Below are 21,301 nucleotides of genomic sequence, written 5' to 3'. Positions count from 1 at the left end.
CTTGGCTCATACGGTGAAGACCGGCACAGGGTTGCACCAGCGATCCTTGTATTCACGGTCGGCGCGACCGAAGGAAAAGCGCAACGGTTTGTCCTGCGCCCGGGCATGCTCCCAGGCGCTTTGCGTATTGAGAAAACTCAGCACACTGCCAGGGCTGAACTCGCGAGTCTCGGGATCGACTCCGCCGTTGATGTACTCGACGCTGATCCACTGCGAGGTTTCGACGCGGTACACCAGTTGAATCGCAATCGGCGCATCGTTGAGGAAAATCACCGAACCGATCAACAACTCGCGCAGCAACTCGATGACCTCGGCCATGCGTTCGGCACCCGTCGCCGGGAAGCCCCAGCGGCGCTGGAACAGGTCGCAATAAATCGCCGCCAGATCGATGCTGGAAAACTCGGACACCGGCCGCACCACGCCACCGGCCTCTTCCAGCAAACGCAATTCGCGGCGCTGGTTATAGCGAAATTTTTTCGACAGCTCTTCGGGGGTACGGGCCATGGCCAGTTGTTCGGCTTGCAACCTGATGCCAGTGAAACGGCCTTCGTTCAGCGCCGACAGATACCGCGCGCGATGGCGCAAAGGCGCCTGGGTATCGGCAGCGGCGGGCAGGATGATCTCGGCGTTGCCAAGGTCGAACAAGCCCTTTTTGCCGCGACGCTTGAGCACGTCCTTGGACAAGGCCAGGTCGCGCCCCCAGGTCGGGATCGCCGCCTTGACCTCGTCACCCTGGACCCAGGCCAGGTAACGCACCGGAATCTCGGCCAGTTTCGCCAGCCGCTCGACCACCATCGGATGAGTTGCGACGCTGCCGCCATAACGCTGCCAGGTTTCGGCGTAAGTCGAGGCGTCGACTACCGCCCAGCCACGCTCGCGCCAGCCTTGAAATCGGTTGAGCATCAGCCCCTCTGTGCCAGTTCGGTAACGTGCGGCAAATGCCAGAAAGCATCGCGTACCGCGCAATCGGAGAAGCGTTCGTGCAAGCGCTCGAGCATCAACTCGGCACACTGTCGGCGTTGCTGATCATCCATGCCAGCCAGATGTTGCAGCCCTTGGGCCAGACGCTCGGCATCACCCAACGGGAACAGGATGCCCACGCTTTCGACCACTTCTTTCGCTCCGCCGCACGCCGTTGCGAGCAAAGGTACACCAGCGGCCATGGCCTCCAGCAGCACCATGCCGAACGGTTCGTGATCAGAGCTCAGGGCAAACACATCGAAGGCCCGGAAGTAGTTGCGCGCATCCGGTACCTGACCGAGAAACAGCACCCGGTCACCGATACCCAGCTCCCGGGCTTGAGCCTTGAGGTTTTCCTCCAGACGCCCCTTACCGAGAATCACCAACTGGCTGTTGGCCGGCAACCCCGGCAACGCCTCGGCGAAACCCTGCAACAGCGTGGCCTGGTCCTTGTCGGGATGCAGCCGTCCGACGTTGCCGATGATCCACGCATCCGCCGCCAAACCGAGGGTTTCCCGGGCCTCGCGAGCCGACACCTGGGTCGCCTGCAAGGTGTCCACGTCGATACGGTTGTACAAGGTCTGGATCCGCGAAGCCGGCCACTTCGGCAGGCATTGGCGCATGTCGTCGCGCACCGCGTCGGACACACCGAGCAGACTCAGACGCTTGCGAAAGATATGCGCGAACAGTTTGCGGCTGCCACGCTTGTAATCGTCAAAAGCGTGATGCACGCCAATCACCGGCAACGACGTACCGAGCAAGGCGATATAGATCGGCTTGAAGCGATGAGCGATGCAGAAACTGAAGTTGCGCGACGCGGCGATCTTGCGCAGATCGCCGATGGCGCCCAGCTTCAGGCCGCGAATGGCCTTGGAGCTGTACTCCATGAACAGCACTTCATCGCAAGCACAACCCGCGGCGACTTCGGCATCGGCAACCCCGGTGAGAAACACCGTGGTCACTCGATAACCGGTCCCCGCGAACAGGCTGGCGTACTGCCGTGCGCAGTCCAGGAACGGCCCGTCATAGCCGTGGCAGAACTGCAGCACAAGGCGTTCAGCCGAACGTGTCATAGGCGTTCGCGCCCTCTTTGACCACCAGGATGTCTTCCATGATCAGATACTGTAGATCCGAACCGAAGAACATGTTCAAGGCGTCGGTCGGCGAGCAGATCATCGGTTCGCCGCGACGGTTGAGCGAGGTGTTGAGCGATACGCCGTTGCCGGTGAGCACTTCCAGCGCTTTCATCATGTCGTAGTAGCGCGGGTTGTATTCGCGCTTGAGCACCTGGGCGCGGGAAGTGCCGTCTTCGTGGACGACTTCCGGCACGCGGGTTTTCCACTCTTCAGCCACTTCGAAGGTGAAGGTCATGAACGGGGCCGGGTGATCGATCTTGATCATCTGTGGAGCGACAGTGTCGAGCATCGATGGGCAGAAAGGCCTCCAGCGCTCGCGGAACTTGATCTGGTGGTTGATCCGGTCAGCCACGCCCGCAATGCTCGGGCAACCGATGATCGAACGACCGCCCAAGGCGCGCGGACCAAACTCCATGCGGCCCTGGAACCAGGCCACCGGGTTGCCATCGACCATGATTTTGGCGATCTGCTCCGGCATGTTGTCGAGCTTGCGCCAGGTCGGCTTGTTCTCGTGACGGGCGCACGCGGCGATCACGTCTTCGTTGCTGTATGACGGGCCGAGGTAGACGTGTTCCATCTTCTCGACCGGTACGCCACGGGAGTGGGACACATAGGCTGCCGCGCCCACTGCGGTACCGGCGTCGCCGGAGGCAGGCTGAACAAACAGCTCCTTGACGTCGTCGCGAGCGATGATTTTCTGGTTGAGCTTGACGTTCAACGCACAGCCACCGGCGTAGGCCAGTTTGCCGGTTTCCTTGAGCACGTCGCCCAAGTAGTAGTCGATCATCTGCAGCGCAATTTTTTCGAACAGCGCTTGAATGCTCGCAGCGTAGTGGATGTAAGGCTCGTCGGCGATATCGCCTTCGCGCTTGGGACCCAGCCACTCGATCAGCTTCGGCGAGAAGTAGTAACCCTTGCCCTTCTCTTTGTAACGACGCAGACCGATAACGTTGGCGTAGTCGGTGTTGATCACCAGCTCGCCGTTTTCGAACGAAGCCAGGCGCGAAAAATCGTATTTGCTGGCATCGCCATACGGCGCCATGCCCATGACCTTGAACTCACCGTCAAGCATATCGAAACCGAGGAACTCGGTGATCGCGCCGTACAGGCCGCCGAGGGAGTCCGGATCGAAGAATTCCTTGATCTTGTGGATCTTGCCGTTTTGGCCGTAACCAAAGAAGGTCGTGGCGTACTCGCCTTTGCCGTCGATACCGAGGATCGCGGTTTTCTCTTTGAAACCGGAACAGTGATAAGCGCTGGAGGCGTGGGCCAGGTGGTGTTCGACCGGCTCGATCTTGATCTTCTTCGGATCAAAACCCAGTTGCTCCAGGCACCAGACGATCTTGTTGCGATAACGCTTGTAGCGACGGTTGCCCATCAGGATCGCGTCGAGTGCACGGTCCGGGGCATACCAGTAACGCTTGGCGTACTGCCAGCGGGCCTTGCCGAACAGGCTGATCGGTGCGAATGGAATCGCTACCACGTCAACGTCGGACGGCTTGATGCCAGCCTGTTCCAGGCAGAACTTCGCCGACTCGTAAGGCATGCGGTTCTTTGCATGTTTATCGCGTACGAAGCGTTCCTCTTCAGCCGCCGCGACCAGCTTGCCGTCGATGTACAGGGCTGCGGAAGGATCATGGCTAAGGGCGCCGGACAGGCCAAGAATCGTCAATGCCACAGGGGTCTAGCCTCTTTAGTCTGCATGCAGGCGCAAGCGCCTCAAAAATTAATGTGCCCTCGCAAGGGGCGAGAGACAGCTAAAGGGCGGGATTATAGCTTAAAAGCAGCGGCAAACCTCTAGCCGCAAACGGCCAGCAACTGCGGCGGGGACCTCGCGGCATTTTTATCCGCGCGCGGGTCGCCAATAGATGGAAATATTGCCGTCCACGCTTTGCCGGTAAATCGTGTACGGCAAGACAACGGTGTCCAGCGCGCCAGACACGGCCAGGTCCACCAATACGAGCGGCACAAGGATACCCGTAGGGTCTGGCGGTGCATTCAATACGCAGAAGTCGTAAGCCAGGCCGCTGTAGGTTCGCGGGATGGACTGGCAATAGGTCTTCTGCCGACGCAGCCCTTGCGCGGCCTGGGCGTCATCCTGCAGGACGGTGGCGGCGGTCCCGCAGCCCATTAGCGACACTGATAAAACACCCGTTGAAACTGCCATTTTGATCGTCACAGCCTGCCCTCCGAGAACGTCAGGCAAACTAGCATCGAGGCGATTTCGGCCACAGTTCATGGCATCCCAAGATCGCGTAGGACGGATCACAAGAACTTGTCTGCTTTCTCGGTTGGCAGTTCGGGCCTCTTCGCGAGCAGGCTCGCTCCCACATTTGGAGCGAGGCATTCACAGGCTATGTGTTCACCAACGATCCCTGTGGGAGCGAGCTTGCTCGCGAAAAGGATTCAGGCCGCGCTGGAGATGTCCTTGGGCAACCGCTGATCGATGACCTGGTAAAGGGCGCTGCCTTCAGGCCAGTTGCGCATGAACCGCGCGCGATCCCTTGCATACGCCGGGGCGAAACTGCCAAGGGAGCTGTGCTGGCACATCGAATCGAGATCGATCAGCGCCCAGCGATCCTGCTGCCAGAACAGGTTATGCCCCTTGAAGTCGCCATGGCTGATGCGTTCGCGAATCAGCTCGGCAAACAAATGATCCAGCGCCGCCAGCTCGGCTTCCGGTGCAGCACCGCTTTCAACATACGGCGCAAAACGTTCGATGATGTCCGGCCCCGCCAGATACTCGGTGATCAGGTACGCCCGGCTGCGCAGCCACAGAAAACGCGTTTCCAGCAACGCCAGCGGCTTGGGCGTGGCGATCCCGAGGAACGCCAGGCGGTTGCCTTCGCGCCACGAATGCCAGGCCCGGCTCGGGCGCCAGAAGCGTTTGAGCCAGTGGGCGAAGCCTTTGATGTTGTAGCGTTTGATCACCAGCGTGCGGCCATCCACCTCGACCTTACCGACGCTCGCCGCGCCCCCGGTCTTGTACAGATGCCCCTGATCGAGCAAGGCATCGGCATGCTCCAGCACCGGCACCATCGACGGCTCTTCCTCGCGGCGAATCGCCCGCAATCCGAAGGCCCCGCGCTGGACGCTGAACAGCGTGCACTCGCGACCGACCTTGATCAGGAAGTCCTTGAGGCGCCAGCTGCGGACCTTGTCGATCTGCTTCTGCAACACTTCCATGGGCAGGGCGTGTTCGCCGTTGCTCAGCAGGTAATACACCAGCAATTCTTCAATGAAGGGCTCAATCGACTTCGGCAACTGGGCGAAGAACACCCCGAGGTTTTCCAGGACCTTCTGCCGGGACAGCGGCTGTCCCGGCGTTTCGGAGCAAATCCCGGCGCCGTCGATCAAGTACAGGCGACCACGCTGACGCAGCAGGTTGTCCAGGTGCAGGTCCTCCTGCCACAGACCTTTGCGGTGCATCTGACCGATCGCGCCTAACGCCTCGGCCAGCACTGCCCCTTGCCCATCGGACAGAACCGGTTGCTGCTCAACCTGTTTCCAGGTATCACCAAGGCTTTCGGCGCCCTCCAGAAACTCGAACAGCAGCCAACCACCCTCGCCTTCTTTCAGGCCATCGGCCAACAGCTGCGGCGTGGTCAATCCTTGAGCGGCAAGCAAGCGCACGCCATCCAGCTCCCGCTGGAAGTGCCGCGCAGCCTTGCTGCCGACCAGCAATTTGGCCAACACCGGCCGGCCACGCCAGACGCCGGCACCGACATAACGCTGCCCCGGCAACACCCGCAAGAGGCTCAGCAGTTGCAGATCGGCAGGGCCGGCGGCATCGGCCAGCGAAACGCTCAGCGGCAATGCCGGATTGCGGCCGACGGACTTCAACTTGGATAAACGCATCAGCGTGGTCCCTTTTGGCTGCGCCGCGTCGTCAAACGCCCCAGCCAGCTGTCGATCAACGAGCTGTCCTGAGGTTGATCCAGATAGGCGGCCAGCAATTGCCGCAGTTGCGACTCGCTCCACTCGGGCGCGCGGCGCGTCAACGGTTCCAGGTCCTTGATTCGGTCACGCTGCCCATACAGCAGTGGTCGGGTCTTTTCCAGGTCGATCAATTGAGCCTGATAGCCGTTGCCGGTGGCGCGCATGAAAATGTGCTTGGGATAGAAGCACCCATGCACCTGGCGTGCAGCGTGCAGCTGCCGGGCAAGTTCGCCACTGGCCTTGAGGATTTCCGAGTGCTGCTCAGGGCTCAATTCAGCCCAGCGCTGCAACAGCGAGTCGAGGTCGTCCCAGCCGTCCAGGGCACGGGTCATCAGGATCGCGCGGACTTCTCCATCGACCTTGCGCTCCCCGTAGAACACCGCTTCCAGTGCCGGTATGCCCATTTTCCGGTAACGGGAGATGTTGCGAAACTCGCGAGCGAAACTCGGCTCGCCAAACGGAGCGCGCAACGTGCGGGTCAGATAGTTGCTTTGGCGCTTGAGGTAGAAACCATGACCTTCCAGATCCAGCCGAAACACGCTGCTCCAGCCGCCGCGACCGGTGTTGGGTTCGTCCACCGCATCGAGTTGCTTGGCCCAGAGTGCTTCGAATGTGCCGAGGCCGTGGCGCTCAAGCAGTGCACGGTCTTCAGCGGCCAGAAAATCAGTCATTCGCGCCCCTCGAAAAATCTCACCACATGCCGGATGCGTTTTTTGTCCGCAGCGTTGAGCCGGGTCCGGTTGCGGTATTGCAGGTAAAAGCGCAGGCGCTGGGTCGCCGACAGTTGATACTTGGCGACCTTGTCCAGGCACGCCAGATCCTTGGTAATACGGTACTTGAGCCAGAAACCGCGCCAGAAATCGCCGTTGGGGCAATCGATCAAAAACACTCGAGCCTCATCGTCGATCAGCAGGTTGCGCCACTTCAAATCATTATGGGTGAAGCGGTGGTCGTGCATGGTCCGGGTGTATTGGGCTAGCTGACGACTGACGGTATCGACCCAGGCGCGATCCGACAATTTCGGGTCGCGTCGCTCGGCCAGTGCCGACAAGTCTTCGGTACGCGGCAGTTCCCGGGTAATCATCGCGCCGCGAGCGTAGGCCGCACCGCGCCGCTCCAGCCCCCAGGCCACCACTTCGGCAGTGGGGATGCCCCACTTGGCGAAGCGCTTGAGGTTCTGCCACTCCATCTTCACCCGAGGCTTGCCCAGGTAACGCCGCAAGCCTTTGCCAGCACCCACGTAGCGCTTGACGTAATAGTTGACGCCATTGCGCTCGACCCGGATGACCTCCGAAAGCAGATCGCTGGTCAAACGCTCGCCTTGCAGCGCAAACACAGCCTCGAGGCTGCCAAAGTCATCGGCCAGTTCGCTGTAGGCCGGTTCCAGTTTCCAACCCGACATCAGAGCGCATCCCCGTATCGCTGTTTACGCTCGTAGAGCTTGTTGGCCTTGCCATCGAGCCATGCCAGCAAAGACGCCTCTTCAATCAGGATCTGACGCAGCGGCTGCTGGAAATAGCCCTTGAGGAAACGCAGCTTGTCGCGGCGGGTCAGGCCGATGTCCAGCGCGGAAAAGTACAGGGCTGCCAGATCCTTGTTGCGCCAGCGCGAGGTGATCGCCGGGCGGGTCTGGGCGCGGTGCAGGTCGATCACCGAGAGCTTGAAGTCGTCCGAGGTCACCGGTTTGTCGGTGTGCAGCAGGAAGTGGCAGATGTAGCAGTCGCGGTGGTTGACCCCGGCGCGGTGCATCATGCCGGTCATGCGTGCGACTTCGGCAATCAGCGCGCGCTTGAGTTTTGGCTCCGGTGGCTGCTTGATCCAGTTGATACTGAAATCTTCGAGACTGACCGTGGGCGCGAGCTCCTCGGTGACGATGAACGAGTGCTGGTCGGCCGGGTTGCTGCCCTTCTCGCCATACGCGACGGCGGTCATGGTCGGCACGCCAACTTGCTGCAGGCGCTGAATGGCCTGCCACTCCTGACCGGCCCCCAATACCGGAAGCTTGGCAGTGAGCAGGTTCTTGAAAATTTCGCCCCAGCCGATGCCACGGTGGATTTTCACGAAAAATCCGTTGCCATCGACTTCCGTGCGTAAAGTCCGGCGCGCTTCCAGCTCGCGGTACACCTCGCCCTTGAGCCCCTCGACTTCGGCGAACGGGTCGCGTCCGGCCCAGAGGCTCTTGAACGGTTCAGCCAGCATCAACTTCATTTAAGCGTGCTCCGCCAGAATCACATCGGCCGCGTGCTGCGGCATGCTGTAGAGATCGGCCGTCTCAGCGTAGGCCAGACCATTGCGGCTCCAGGCCGCCCTTGCTTGAGCGTCGTTCAACATGCCGGTCAGGTACTGCGTCAGCTGTGCCTGATCGAACGGTTCGTCCAGCACCAGGCCGGCGTCGGCCTCGGCAATGTAATGGGCGTACCCGCACACCGCGCTCACCAGCACCGGCAGGCCAGCCACCAGCGCTTCGAGCAGCACGGTGCCGGTATTTTCGTTGTACGCCGGGTGGATCAACAGATCGGCCCCCAGCAGGAAACGCGGGATATCACTGCGCCCCTTGAGGAACGTGACGTTGTCGCCCAGCCCTAATGTCGCACTCTGCATCTGGAATAATTTGGGGTCATCCTGGCCAATTACAAACAGCCGGGTGCGTTTCCTCAACTCGGCAGGCAATGCCGCCAGTGCCTTGAGGCTACGGTCCACGCCCTTGGTCTTGAACCCGGAGCCAATCTGCACCAGCAGCAGTTCGTCGTCCTTGAGATCGAATTCAGCGCGGAACCCGGAGCGAATTTCATCGGCATCCGCCGGTCGGCGACGGTCCTGGGCGATACCCGGTGGCAGCAGGTGGAAACGCTCCAGCGGCGTGTCGTAATGCTTGATGAACAGCGGCTGCTGGACCTCGGAAATCATCAACACTTCAGTCTTGGCGTCCCTGGCGAACACCGCCCGCTCGTATTCGGCGAAGTGGCGATAGCGGCCCCAACGGCGATACAGCGAGTTGCGCAGGTTCTGCGCCTTGTCTTCGAAGCAGCCGTCGGCGGCGTAGTAGACGTCCAGGCCCGGCATCTTGTTGAAGCCGATCAGGCGGTCGACCGGGCGCTTGGCCAGGTCCGCCGCCATCCATTCGCTGAGCTTCTCATTGCGGCGATGGTTGAAGAACGCCTTGACCGGCGCCACCAGCACTTCGAAACCCGGCGGCACGTCACCCTCCCAGATCAGCGTGTAGACGCGAATCTGATGACCACGCTTCTGGCACTCCAGGGCGATTCGCATGAAGTCGCGCTGCAAGCCGCCGAACGGGAAATATTTGTACAGGACAAATGCCAATTGCATCAGCGCAACTCCTCAGCCATTAACAACGTGCTCAGTCGGCTGGCGACACGCTCGGGATTCAGACGCGTGAAGCACAACGGCCACTCGCGTTTCAGGTCAAATTGACGGGCATCTTCAGCCGTCGGCTGATAAGTGCATTTCTTTTGCAGGCACGGCGCACAAGGGAAGTCGCTGGCCATGTGAATCTGCACCTTGCCATAAGCGCCTGTCAGGCCCGGGTTGGTCGGGCCGAACAGCGACAACGTCGGCACATCCAGCGCGGCGGCCAGATGACCAAGACCGGTGTCGACCGCCACGCAGGCTTGCGCGCCGGCCAGCACCTTGCCGACACCCGCCAGGTTCAGTTTTGGCAGCACTTCGGCGTGCTTGAAACCCGCGGCGATACGCTCGGCCCGGGCTTTCTCCAGGGCATTGCCCCAGGGCAACTTCACCCCGACGCCAAGGTAGCCGACCCGTTCGGTCAGCTCGCGCCAGTAGGCTTCGGGCCAGTGCTTGGTGTCCCAGGTGGTGCCGTGCAAAAACACCACGTAAGGATTCTTGCGCGGCAACTCCACCAGGCGCTCGATATTCAGTCCGTAGTCGCCCAGACCTTTGGGCAAGTCATAGCCCAACGCAATGGCGAACAACTGACGCACTCGCTCCACCGCGTGCTGCCCACGGGCAACGGCCAGACGTCGATCATAAAAGCGCGCAGCAATGGGCTCGCGTGCGGAGCTTTTATCGAGGCCGGCCACTGGAGCCTTGACGTAACGGGTCAGCCAGGCGCTTTTCAGCAAGCCCTGGGCGTCTATCACCAAGTCATATTGGGTGGCGCGCACGCTTTGCTTGAAGCGCTTCCACTCGCCGCTCTTGATGGTCTGCCAGATGTTTTTGCGCCAGCGACGGATCGCCACCGGAATCACCTTGCCCACCGCCGGATGCCAGGTCGGGATCTCGGCAAAGCCTTCTTCCACCACCCAGTCGAATTTGATGCCGGGAATCGCCCGCGCCGCATCGGTCAACGCCGGTAACGCGTGAATGACGTCGCCCAGCGAAGAAGTCTTGATCAACAGAACCCGCAAGCTATTTGACCTCGACCACAGTGCCTTGCAACCGCTGCAAGGCTTCGTTCACGGCCTGCGGCATGAGCTGGCGCAGGCAGTTGTAATGACCGAAACGGCAGGTGCGATCGAAGCACGGACTGCACTCGATGCCCAGGCGTACGATTTCGACATGCTCGGCCAGCGGTGGCGTGAAACCCGGCGACGTCGAACCGTAGACCGCGACCAGCGGGCGGTTCAGCGCGGCGGCGACGTGCATCAGGCCGGAGTCGTTGGACACCACAGAATCTGCACAGGACATCAGGTCGATGGCTTCGGCCAGCGAGGTGCCGCCACTGAGGTTCACAGACTCTTCACGCAGACCGGGAATCAGCCGCGCGCGGATGTCTTCGCCCACGGCATGGTCGTTTTTCGATCCGAACAGCCAGACTTGCCAGCCTTCGCGGATCTTCGCTTCGGCAACCTTGGCGTAATGCTCGGACGGCCAGCGCTTGGACTCGCCAAACTCGGCACCAGGGCACAGGGCCAACACCGGACGGTCGAGGGTCAGGCCGAATTTGGCCAGTGCCGCCTCGCGGGTGACCGGGTCGATCTGCAGGCTCGGACGCGGATACGGCTTTGGCAGCTCAACGTCCGGCTCGAACGCCAAGGCCATGAAGCGCTCGATCATCAGCGGGTAACGATCCTTATCCAGCGTGCGCACGTCATTGAGCAGGCCATAGCGAAACTCGCCACGCCAGCCGGTGCGCTTCGGGATGCCGGCAAAGAACGGCACCAGCGCCGACTTCAGGGAATTGGGCAACAGGATCGCCTGGTCGTACTGGCCGGCCAGGGATTTGCCGATGCGCCGACGCGTCGCCAGTTCCAGCACACCGTGACCGAGCGGAAAGCTCAAGGCCTGGCGAACTTCGGGCATACGCTCAAGAATCGGCCGGCTCCACTCGGGGGCCAGCACGTCGATTTCGCATTGCGGGTGGCGTTGTTTCAGACACTGGAACAGTGTCTGCGCCATCACCATGTCACCGACCCAACTGGGCCCAACGATCAGAATTTTCATGTGGTTTCCATAAACGAACCGGGGAGGCCTACGCCTCCCCGCCTCGAAAATTCTACAGAACAACGCAAATCTACTGTAGGAGCGAGCTTGCTCGCGATGAACCCGAGAACTCCGCGGGGTGTCAGGCTCGCCGCGTTATCGTTAACGACCATCGCGAGCAAGCTCGCTCCTACAGGGGATATTGGCGTATCAAATATCCCGTTTCAGCTTAGCCCCAGCTCACGCCAGATCCGCATGACCTGCTGCCGCTCGTCTGCGAACTGGTCGCCCGGAATCACCCCGGGGTCTTTCTGCAAGGCCTGCCGGTGGGCGGCGGAACGGTACGCTTTATACGCTTCACGCAACAGGCCGGCATCTTCGACGGGCATCAGCCCTTCATGCTCCAGCTCTTCCAGAATGCGGATATTATCCGTCCAGCGCAGCAATGGCGGGTGTGTTTCGGACCACGCCAGGGCCGCGTATTGCACCATAAATTCAATATCGACGATACCTCCAGCGTCCTGCTTGATATCGAACGGCGCCGTGGCTTCGAAGGCATTTGCCCCGGTGCCGGCCGCCGTGCTCTTGCTGCCGAGGTTATCGCGCATCTTGGCGCGCATCTCGCTGACCTCCTGGCGCAGGGTCGGCAAATCACGCGTCTTGCCCAATATCGCGGCGCGGACTTTCTCGAATGCCTGGCCGACATCCTGACTGCCCACCAGCACTCGCGCCCGCACCAGCGCCTGGTGCTCCCAGGTCCAGGCTTCGTTCTCCTGATAACGGGCAAACGCCCCCAGAGAACTCACCAGCAACCCCGACGCGCCGGACGGCCGCAGACGCATGTCCACTTCATACAACTGCCCGGAGTTAGTCTGCGCCGTCAGCAAATGAATGATCCGCTGCCCCAGACGGGTGAAAAATTGTGCGCCATCGATGGGTTTGGGTCCGTCGGTTTCAGCCTGCGGATCGCCATCGTGGATGAACACCAGGTCCAGGTCCGAACCATGCCCGAGTTCCAGTCCGCCGACTTTCCCATAACCGACAATGACGAAGCCGGGATCGCACAAGGTGCCATCGGTGCGCAGCGGCGTGCCGTACTTGGCCACGGTCTGGCGCCAGGCCAGTGCCAGCACTTGTTCCAGGATCGCTTCGGCGAGCCAGGTCAGGTAATCGCTGACTTTCATCAGCGGCAGGCTGCCGGCGATTTCCGAGGCGGCCACCCGCAAGCGGTGCGCCAGCTTGAAGTGACGCAGGGCCTCCATTTGCTGCTCGAGGTCGTCCTCGGGAATGCGCGTCAGACGCTCGCGCAACTCGGCCGCCAGCTCTGGCGCCAGTGGCGGCTTGAACAAGCGGCCTTCGTTGAGCAGTTCGTCGAGCAGCAGCGGAAAACGGGTGATTTGCTCGGCGATCCACGGGCTCGCCGCGCACAGCGTCAGCAAGCGCCGTAGCGCACCGGGGTTTTCAGTCAACAGCACCAGGTACGCAGAACGACGGGCTACGGCTTCGACCAGCGGCAGCACCCGCTCCAGTACCAGGTCCGGATTGTCATGTTCCACGGCCTGTGCCAGCAAACGCGGAATAAAAGCATCGAGGCGTTCGCGCCCCAGACGCTGCATTGCCCTCAATTGTGGGCTGCTGCGCAAGCCGGCCAGGGCTTTCAAGGCTTTGGGGGCATCCTTGAAGCCACCCTCTTCCAGTTGGCGGCAAGCGGCCTCATCGTCCTGGGCCTCTTCCCACAGCGGCAACCACTCACCACCGACCACCACTTCGCTTTCGGCGCCCTGCTCTTCGTCGGGATCGGCGATCACCTGCCCGAAGTGCCAGGCCACGCGGCCGCGCCAATACATCAATTGTTCGTGGAAGGCCGTCCAGTTGGCGAAACCCAGCATAAAGGCAATACGCGCCTGATCCTGCTCGCTATCGGGCAACATCTGCGTCTGGCGGTCGGCAATCGCCTGAATCGCGTGTTCGGTGTAACGCAGGAACTCGTAACCCTCACGCAGCTCGCCGATCACGGCCGGCGGCAGGTAACCCTGACCTTCCAGCGTGCTCAGCACCTTTAATAGCGGGCGTTGCTGCAAGCTCAGATCGCGGCCGCCGTGAATCAGCTGGAACGCCTGGGCAATGAACTCGACTTCACGAATACCGCCGGAACCGAGCTTGATGTTGTCGGCCATGCCCTTGCGCCGCACTTCCTGCTGGATCAGCTGCTTCATGGTGCGCAGCGCTTCGATGGCCGAGAAGTCCAGGTAGCGCCGGTAAACGAACGGCCGCAGCATCTCCTGCAGTTGCGCGCCAGCTACTTGATCGCCAGCCACCACCCGCGACTTGATCATCGCGTAGCGTTCCCAGTCGCGCCCCTGGTCCTGGTAATACTGTTCCAGCGCGTTGAAGCTCAGCACCAGAGCGCCGGACGAACCGTAAGGTCGCAAGCGCATGTCGACGCGGAATACAAAGCCATCGACGGTCATCGGGTCCAGGGCCTTGATCAGCCTCTGGCCCAGACGAATGAAGAACTCCTGGTTATCCAGCGCGCGTTTCACACCGACGGTTTCGCCGCCCTCGGGGTAGGCGAAAATCAGGTCGATGTCCGAGGACAGGTTCAACTCCACGGCACCGAGCTTACCCATGCCGAGAACGACCATCTGCTGCGGCTCGCCGCTACGCCGCCCGGTCGGCACGCCGAACTGCTGGCAGTGCCGCACGTACAACCATTGATAGGCCTGATCGATACTGGCATCGGCCATGTCCGAGAGGTCGCGACAGGTCTGGACCAGGTCAGCCTGACGGGTCAGGTCGCGCCAGATGATCCGCACCTGATGGCGTGCACGCTGACGGCGCAAGGCGCGAGCAAGCTGATCATCGGTCTCGGCCACGCTCACGGCAGCGGCAATCTGCGCGCACAACTCACCGGGAGCGAAGCGGCGGTCCAGCTCGCCGGACTGCACCAACGCCAGCAACATCAAAGGGTCACGAATACACTGTTCAATCACGAAATCGCTGGCAGCGGTCACGCGGGCAAATTGCGCCCAGCGTTCCGGCGTCCAGGTGGACAGCCCATGGTCATCGTCCAGGGCAGCGACGGCAGCCCGGAACGACTGCTCGGCGCGAGTGACCAACGGCAGGAGAATGGCGGGCAGTTCGGCAAGCGAAGGGAGGCTCATGGTCTATCCTTGATCGGCGTATAACGGACTGCATGTAGTGGTTTTCGAAAACTCACTACCTGAGGGACTGTCGAACAAAAGTTAGAAATAGCTGAAATTTCTTTAGTTTTGGCAGCCAGCATCAAGCTTTTACCTTTTGTAGTTGGAAAAAGACCAACCTTAACGATTATTCTCACAACGCAGCCGGGGGCTACAAGCCGCTCATCTGTAGTTTTACTACTCGTATATACATTAGACGGGCTGAAATGCCGGAAGATTTGTAGTAAAACTACACGCCGCCGGAACAACCTGTCGGCAATCCAAGAATTCATAACGTCTGCCCACAAGGCCAGTCGCTAACTCAGGCAACCGATTCTGGTAGCCTTTCCGCCCTGGAGCAAGCCATGCAAGACCTCGATCCCGTCGAAACCCAGGAATGGCTGGACGCCCTGGAATCGGTTCTCGACAAAGAAGGCGAAGACCGTGCTCACTATCTGATGACCCGTATGGGTGAACTCGCGACCCGCAGCGGTTCGCAGTTGCCTTACGCCATCACCACGCCTTACCGCAACACGATCCCCGTTACCCACGAAGCACGCATGCCTGGCGACCTGTTCATGGAACGCCGCATTCGCTCGCTGGTACGCTGGAACGCGATGGCCATGGTAATGCGTACGAACCTGAAAGATTCCGACCTCGGCGGTCACATCTCCAGCTTCGCTTCCAGTGCGACCCTGTATGACATCGGCTTCAACTACTTCTTCCAGGCACCGAGCGACGAACACGGCGGCGACCTGATCTACTTCCAGGGCCATACCTCGCCAGGCGTTTACGCCCGCGCATTCATGGAAGGCCGCATCACCGAAGACCAGATGAACAACTTCCGTCAGGAAGTCGATGGTCAAGGCCTGTCGTCCTACCCGCACCCTTGGCTGATGCCAGACTTCTGGCAGTTCCCGACCGTATCCATGGGTCTGGGCCCGATCCAGGCGATCTACCAGGCACGCTTCATGAAGTACCTGGAACACCGTGGCTTCATCCAGCCGGGCAAACAGAAAGTCTGGTGCTTCCTGGGCGACGGCGAGTGCGACGAGCCGGAATCCCTGGGCGCGATTTCCCTGGCCGGCCGCGAGAAACTGGACAACCTGATCTTCGTCATCAACTGCAACCTGCAGCGCCTCGACGGCCCGGTTCGCGGCAACGGCAAGATCATCCAGGAACTCGAAGGCGTGTTCCGCGGTGCCCAGTGGAACGTGACCAAAGTCATCTGGGGCCGTTTCTGGGACCCACTGCTGGCCAAGGACGTCGACGGTATCCTGCAACGCCGCATGGACGAAGTCATCGACGGCGAGTACCAGAACTACAAAGCCAAAGACGGCGCGTTCGTGCGTGAACACTTCTTCAACACGCCTGAACTCAAGGCAATGGTCGAAGACCTGTCCGACGACGAGATCTGGAAGCTCAACCGTGGCGGCCACGACCCGTACAAGGTCTACGCGGCGTACCACGAAGCGGTCAACCACAAAGAACAACCGACCGTCATCCTGGCCAAGACCATCAAGGGTTATGGCACCGGTGCCGGCGAAGCGAAAAACACTGCGCACAACACCAAGAAGGTCGATGTCGAAAGCCTGAAGTTGTTCCGCGACCGCTTCGACATCCCGGTCAAGGACGATGAACTGGAAAACCTGCCATTCTTCAAACCGGAAGAAGGCAGCGCCGAAGCCCGTTACCTGAGCGAGCGTCGTACCGCACTGGGCGGCTTCGTACCTCAGCGTCGCGCCAAGAGCTTCAACATCCCGACGCCGCCACTGGACACCCTCAAGGCGATCCTGGACGGCTCGGGCGACCGTGAAATCTCCACCACCATGGCCTTCGTGCGGATCCTCGCGCAGCTGGTCAAGGACAAGGAAATCGGTCCGCGCATCGTGCCGATCATCCCGGACGAAGCCCGTACCTTCGGTATGGAAGGCATGTTCCGTCAGTTGGGCATCTACTCCTCCGTCGGCCAGCTCTACGAGCCAGTCGATAAAGACCAGGTGATGTTCTACAAGGAAGACCAGAAGGGCCAGATCCTCGAAGAAGGCATCAACGAAGCGGGCGCCATGAGCTCCTTCATCGCTGCCGGTACTTCGTACTCCAGCCACAACCAGCCGATGCTGCCGTTCTACATCTTCTACTCGATGTTCGGCTTCCAGCGTATCGGCGACCTGGCCTGGGCCGCTGGCGACAGCCGCACCCGTGGCTTCCTGATCGGCGGCACCGCCGGCCGTACCACCCTGAACGGTGAAGGCCTGCAGCACGAAGACGGTCACAGCCACCTGCTGGCTGCCACCATCCCGAACTGCCGCACCTACGATCCAACCTACGGCTACGAGCTGGCGGTGATCATTCAGGACGGCATGAAGAAGATGACCGAAGAGCAACAGGACGTCTTCTACTACATCACCGTAATGAACGAGTCGTACCAGCAGCCAGCCATGCCGGCCGGTGCCGAAGAAGGCATCAAGAAAGGCATGTACCTGCTTGAGGAAGACACCCGCGAAGCGGCGCACCACGTTCAGCTGATGGGCTCCGGCACCATCCTGCGTGAAGTCCGTGAAGCAGCGAAGATTTTGCGTGAAGAGTTCAACGTCGGCGCCGACGTGTGGAGCGTCACCAGCTTCAACGAACTGCGTCGCGACGGCCTGGCCGTTGAACGCACCAACCGTCTGCACCCGGGCCAGAAGCCTAAGCTGAGCTATGTCGAAGAGTGCCTGAACGGCCGTAAAGGTCCGGTCATTGCGTCTACCGACTACATGAAACTGTTCGCCGAGCAGATCCGTCAGTGGGTACCGTCCAAGGAATTCAAAGTCCTGGGCACCGACGGTTTCGGCCGCAGCGACAGCCGCAAGAAACTGCGTCATTTCTTCGAAGTCGACCGTCATTTCGTGGTGTTGGCAGCCCTGGAAGCACTGGCTGACCGTGGCGACATCGAACCTAAAGTGGTGGCCGAGGCCATCGCCAAGTTCGGTATCAACCCGGAAAAACGCAACCCACTGGACTGCTGAGGAGAGATTTTGTGAGCGAACTCATTCGCGTACCTGACATCGGCAGCGGTGAAGGTGAAGTAATTGAACTGTTTGTGAAGGTCGGCGACCGTATCGAAGCCGACCAGAGCATCCTGACACTTGAGTCGGACAAGGCGAGCATGGAAGTGCCCGCGCCGAAGGCCGGTATCATCAAGAGCCTGAAAGTGAAGCTGGGCGATCGCCTGAAAGAAGGCGACGAACTGCTGGAGCTGGAAGTCGAAGGTGCCGCTGCTGCGGCTCCTGCGGCTGCCGCTGCGCCGGCGGCCAAGGCAGAAGCCAAACCGGCTGCTGCGCCTGCCGCTGCGCCTGCTCCTGCTGCGCCGGCTGCTGCCAGCGTTCAGCAAGTGCACGTGCCGGACATCGGTTCGTCGGGCAAGGCCCAGATCATCGAGATCCAGGTCAAGGTCGGCGACACCGTCGCGGCTGATCAGTCGCTGATCACCCTGGAATCGGACAAGGCGAGCATGGAAATCCCGTCGCCTGCCGCTGGCGTGGTCAAGGCCATCAGCGTCAAGCTCAACGACGAAGTCGGCACCGGCGACCTGATCCTGGATCTGGAAGTGGCGGGTGCTGCTGCACCAGCTGCTGCTCCGGCCCAGGCTGCCGCTCCGGCACCCGCCGCTGCACCTGCGGCAGCCCCGGCTGCTCCAGTGGCCGACAGCGTTCAGGACATCCACGTTCCGGACATCGGTTCTTCGGGCAAGGCCAAGATCATCGAAGTCCTGGTCAAGGCCGGCGACACCGTTGCCGCCGACCAGTCGCTGATCACCCTGGAATCCGACAAGGCAAGCATGGAAATCCCGTCGCCAGCCGCTGGCGTGGTGGAAAGCGTTTCCATCAAGCTCGATGACGAAGTCGGTACTGGCGACCTGATCCTGAAACTGAAAGTCAAAGGCGCCGCTCCAGCCGCGGCTCCGGCACCTGCCGCTGCTGCTCCGAGCGCACCTGCTCCATCTGCTCCTGCCGCCGCCGCTGCACCTGCTGCTGCCCCGGCCGCCGCTCCAGCCAAGCCGGGCGCCAAGGTTCACGCCGGCCCTGCCGTGCGTCAACTGGCCCGCGAATTCGGCGTCGAGCTGAACGCAGTGGGTGCCAGCGGGCCGCACGGTCGCATCCTGAAGGAAGACGTGCAGGTTTACGTCAAGGCCATGATGCAGAAGGCCAAGGAAGCACCAGCCGCTGCTGCTGGCGCAACCGGTGGCGCGGGCATCCCGCCGATTCCGGTCGTGGACTTCAGCCGCTTCGGTGAAATCGAAGAAGTGCCGATGACCCGCCTGATGCAGGTCGGCGCCGCCAACCTGCACCGCAGCTGGCTGAACGTGCCGCACGTGACACAATTCGACTCGGCGGATATCACCGAACTCGAAGCGTTCCGCGTTGCCCAGAAAGCCGTTGCAGAGAAGGCTGGCGTCAAGCTGACCATCCTGCCGTTGCTGCTCAAGACCTGTGCGCACCTGCTCAAGGAACTGCCGGACTTCAACAGCTCGCTGGCGCCAAGCGGCAAAGCGATCATCCGCAAGAAATACGTGAACATCGGCTTCGCCGTCGACACCCCGGATGGCCTGCTGGTACCGGTCATCAAGAACGTCGATCAGAAGAGCCTGCTGCAACTGGCGGCCGAAGCGGCTTCCCTGGCTGAAAAAGCCCGGACCAAGAAGCTCTCGTCGGACGAGATGCAAGGCGCCTGCTTCACCATTTCCAGCCTCGGCCACATTGGCGGCACCGGCTTCACGCCGATCGTCAACGCGCCGGAAGTGGCGATCCTCGGTGTTTCCAAGGCAACCATCCAGCCAGTCTGGGATGGCAAAGCCTTCCAGCCGAAACTGATGCTGCCCCTGTCGCTGTCCTACGATCACCGTGTGATCAACGGCGCCGCTGCTGCACGCTTCACCAAGCGTCTGAGCGACCTGCTGGGCGACATCCGCACCATGCTCCTGTAACACCGACCGGCCCTCCTTCACCGGAGGGCCGATCGCGTTCCACGTTTCCGAGCGCCACGCTCGTACCTCAACCCCGCCAATTTGGCGGGGCTTTTTTTGCCTGAATTTCTTGCTTAAAACGTCTTCCTACATTTGTGGCTGATATCGCCCACAACTCGAGTCCATTTCTGCCAGATATTTTTTCGGGCCAAATAACTAGCCTTGGCTGAAAGACTACTTATCACACCCGAAACAACCATCTAACCAATTCGTAAACAGCTGAATGGACTCAATCATGCTTAAACCAACTGTCGGCCCGATTATTGGCCACACCACAACTAATCACGCCCGTATTTTTTTACGCGGCAAACACAATAAAAACACCTTGGTATTTGCCGGAGTTCGTTATAGACGCTTGGGCGAAGATCACTGGTCAAAAGGCGACTTTGCGAAACTCGAACCCGAGCGCGACATGTGCGAAGTCTTTGCACTGAACAATCTGTCCGCCGACTCCGACTATGAATATCAGGCCGGGTGGTTCAGCCCGATGAGACCGGCGCACACCGTCGACACGGTGAAGGAACTGCCGCTGCAATGGCCACGGCAGGTTTATCACTTTCGTACCCGTTCCAGCCAGGCCAGTCTGCCAAGGGCCTACATTGTCGGTTCCTGCCGATACTTGCGCATGACCGCCGGCATTGCATGGGCCCCTCAATTGGGCGACAGAATCTTCGCTTCAATTTCACGCCTGGTGGAGCACGCCAGTCCTCCCGTCAGTGCGCAGGTGATGACAGGGGACCAAATCTATGTCGATGATTTGAACATCGTCGCCCCCGATCGGAAGCTCAAGGAAATCCTGCAAAAATATCGCGTGGCGTTTTCGCAGGTTAATATCGCCAGACTAATGTCCAGTCTGCCCACTTACATGATCCTTGACGACCATGAAATAGAAGACAACTGGCCCGCCAACAAGAGAAAGTCCGATGACTACTTATATGCAAACGCAATCAGGGCCTATGAGTTGTATCAGGCCAGCCATAGTCCAGCTCATGCACTCACCAATGATGGACTTATAAATAAACGACTGGACAAATACTGGTATCAATTTACTGAAGGTGATATCGAATGGTTTGTGACCGACAGTCGAACCCGACGCAATCTGTCGGCCACTGACCGCCGCATTCTCGACGCAGACCAGGAGCAGACCTTGTGCGACTGGCTGATCCACACCCCGGCGCGGGTCAAGTTCGTGGTCACCAGCGTCATGTTCTACCCTGACCAAAAACGCTCGGATGATGACGCCTGGCAAGCCTTCCCGGAACAACGGCTACGGTTGCTGGAGACCATTCGCACACACCGCATCAAGAACGTCGTGTTCATTTCCGGTGATGTTCACGGCTCGCTGACCAGTCGGCTGACCTACAGCGAGGACCCGGACTTCGAAGTCCACACCGTCGTCTCGTCACCGCTGTGCAACAGCAGAATGCTGCCCTATGCCACGGCCGCCACGTTCACCCTTGATCAACCCCTGGTCTGCACCGCCGCTGGCGACTATCGACATGAACTGACCAGCGGCGTGATCAGCCAGGATAACTTTTCACACATGGTCGTCGAGGCTCGGCGGCTTCAGGTGAATTTCCACGACCGGGAGGGCAAGCTTTTGCAGTCCATTGGCATCCCGATTCGCTGACGCGGAAACAGATCGCAGCCATTGGCAACACGTGCAAAAC

Annotated in this window: 15 protein-coding genes; 3 read left to right on the top strand and 12 right to left on the bottom strand. The window is 60.5% G+C overall.

What is annotated here, in order from left to right:
• Positions 1-6: 6 nt before the first annotated feature.
• The 12 genes from KGA83_RS13100 to glnE form a co-directional block, all read right to left on the bottom strand.
• Positions 7-903, bottom strand: a complete 897-nt coding sequence (locus KGA83_RS13100; RefSeq protein WP_108218376.1) for an antimicrobial resistance protein Mig-14 — start codon at positions 901-903, stop codon at positions 7-9.
• On the bottom strand, positions 903-2,033 hold the full coding sequence (locus KGA83_RS13095) for a glycosyltransferase (RefSeq protein WP_223529860.1): 1,131 nt from the start codon (positions 2,031-2,033) through the stop codon (positions 903-905). The genes KGA83_RS13100 and KGA83_RS13095 overlap by 1 nt, the downstream gene beginning before the upstream one ends.
• Positions 2,017-3,774, bottom strand: coding sequence for a carbamoyltransferase (locus tag KGA83_RS13090; RefSeq protein WP_223529858.1), 1,758 nt, complete (start codon positions 3,772-3,774; stop codon positions 2,017-2,019). The genes KGA83_RS13095 and KGA83_RS13090 overlap by 17 nt, the downstream gene beginning before the upstream one ends.
• 165 nt (positions 3,775-3,939) lie before the next feature.
• Positions 3,940-4,275 (bottom strand): YceK/YidQ family lipoprotein, encoded by a 336-nt coding sequence (locus tag KGA83_RS13085; protein WP_223529857.1) that lies wholly within the window; start codon positions 4,273-4,275, stop codon positions 3,940-3,942.
• A gap of 227 nt (positions 4,276-4,502) precedes the next feature.
• Positions 4,503-5,954, bottom strand: coding sequence for a lipopolysaccharide kinase InaA family protein (locus KGA83_RS13080; RefSeq protein WP_115947734.1), 1,452 nt, complete (start codon positions 5,952-5,954; stop codon positions 4,503-4,505).
• The gene (locus tag KGA83_RS13075; protein ID WP_108218371.1) at positions 5,954-6,706 is read right to left on the bottom strand and encodes a lipopolysaccharide kinase InaA family protein; all 753 of its coding nucleotides are present in this window, start codon (positions 6,704-6,706) and stop codon (positions 5,954-5,956) included. The genes KGA83_RS13080 and KGA83_RS13075 overlap by 1 nt, the downstream gene beginning before the upstream one ends.
• Positions 6,703-7,437 carry a lipopolysaccharide kinase InaA family protein gene (locus KGA83_RS13070; protein ID WP_108218370.1) on the bottom strand — a complete coding sequence of 245 codons (735 nt, stop codon included), beginning with the start codon at positions 7,435-7,437 and terminating at the stop codon, positions 6,703-6,705. The genes KGA83_RS13075 and KGA83_RS13070 overlap by 4 nt, the downstream gene beginning before the upstream one ends.
• Positions 7,437-8,243, bottom strand: a complete 807-nt coding sequence (rfaP, locus tag KGA83_RS13065; protein ID WP_108218369.1) for a lipopolysaccharide core heptose(I) kinase RfaP — start codon at positions 8,241-8,243, stop codon at positions 7,437-7,439. Before rfaP ends, KGA83_RS13070 begins: the two co-directional genes overlap by 1 nt.
• Positions 8,244-9,365, bottom strand: coding sequence for a glycosyltransferase family 4 protein (locus KGA83_RS13060; RefSeq protein ID WP_108218368.1), 1,122 nt, complete (start codon positions 9,363-9,365; stop codon positions 8,244-8,246). It lies immediately after the preceding gene.
• Positions 9,365-10,426 (bottom strand): lipopolysaccharide heptosyltransferase I, encoded by a 1,062-nt coding sequence (gene waaC, locus KGA83_RS13055; protein ID WP_108218367.1) that lies wholly within the window; start codon positions 10,424-10,426, stop codon positions 9,365-9,367. Before waaC ends, KGA83_RS13060 begins: the two co-directional genes overlap by 1 nt.
• Before the next feature lies 1 nt (position 10,427).
• Positions 10,428-11,462, bottom strand: coding sequence for a lipopolysaccharide heptosyltransferase II (gene waaF, locus KGA83_RS13050; protein ID WP_108218366.1), 1,035 nt, complete (start codon positions 11,460-11,462; stop codon positions 10,428-10,430).
• A gap of 203 nt (positions 11,463-11,665) precedes the next feature.
• Positions 11,666-14,605 carry a bifunctional [glutamate--ammonia ligase]-adenylyl-L-tyrosine phosphorylase/[glutamate--ammonia-ligase] adenylyltransferase gene (gene glnE, locus KGA83_RS13045; RefSeq protein ID WP_223529856.1) on the bottom strand — a complete coding sequence of 980 codons (2,940 nt, stop codon included), beginning with the start codon at positions 14,603-14,605 and terminating at the stop codon, positions 11,666-11,668.
• A 383-nt stretch (positions 14,606-14,988) separates the two neighbouring features.
• Here glnE and aceE point away from each other — a divergent pair, with 383 nt between their 5' ends.
• The 3 genes from aceE (at position 14,989) to KGA83_RS13030 (ending at position 21,261) form a co-directional block, all read left to right on the top strand.
• On the top strand, positions 14,989-17,634 hold the full coding sequence (aceE, locus tag KGA83_RS13040; protein ID WP_223529855.1) for a pyruvate dehydrogenase (acetyl-transferring), homodimeric type: 2,646 nt from the start codon (positions 14,989-14,991) through the stop codon (positions 17,632-17,634).
• 11 nt (positions 17,635-17,645) lie between these two features.
• Positions 17,646-19,592 (top strand): dihydrolipoyllysine-residue acetyltransferase, encoded by a 1,947-nt coding sequence (gene aceF, locus KGA83_RS13035; RefSeq protein WP_108218363.1) that lies wholly within the window; start codon positions 17,646-17,648, stop codon positions 19,590-19,592.
• Between the two features lie 274 nt (positions 19,593-19,866).
• Positions 19,867-21,261 carry an alkaline phosphatase D family protein gene (locus KGA83_RS13030; protein WP_223529922.1) on the top strand — a complete coding sequence of 465 codons (1,395 nt, stop codon included), beginning with the start codon at positions 19,867-19,869 and terminating at the stop codon, positions 21,259-21,261.
• Positions 21,262-21,301: the final 40 nt, after the last annotated feature.

The organism is Pseudomonas sp. GL-R-19 (genome assembly GCF_019956375.1).
Lineage (GTDB): Bacteria > Pseudomonadota > Gammaproteobacteria > Pseudomonadales > Pseudomonadaceae > Aquipseudomonas.
The sequence above is the reverse complement of the archived record's forward strand: the minus strand, read 5'-3'. Positions and strand labels throughout refer to the sequence as shown.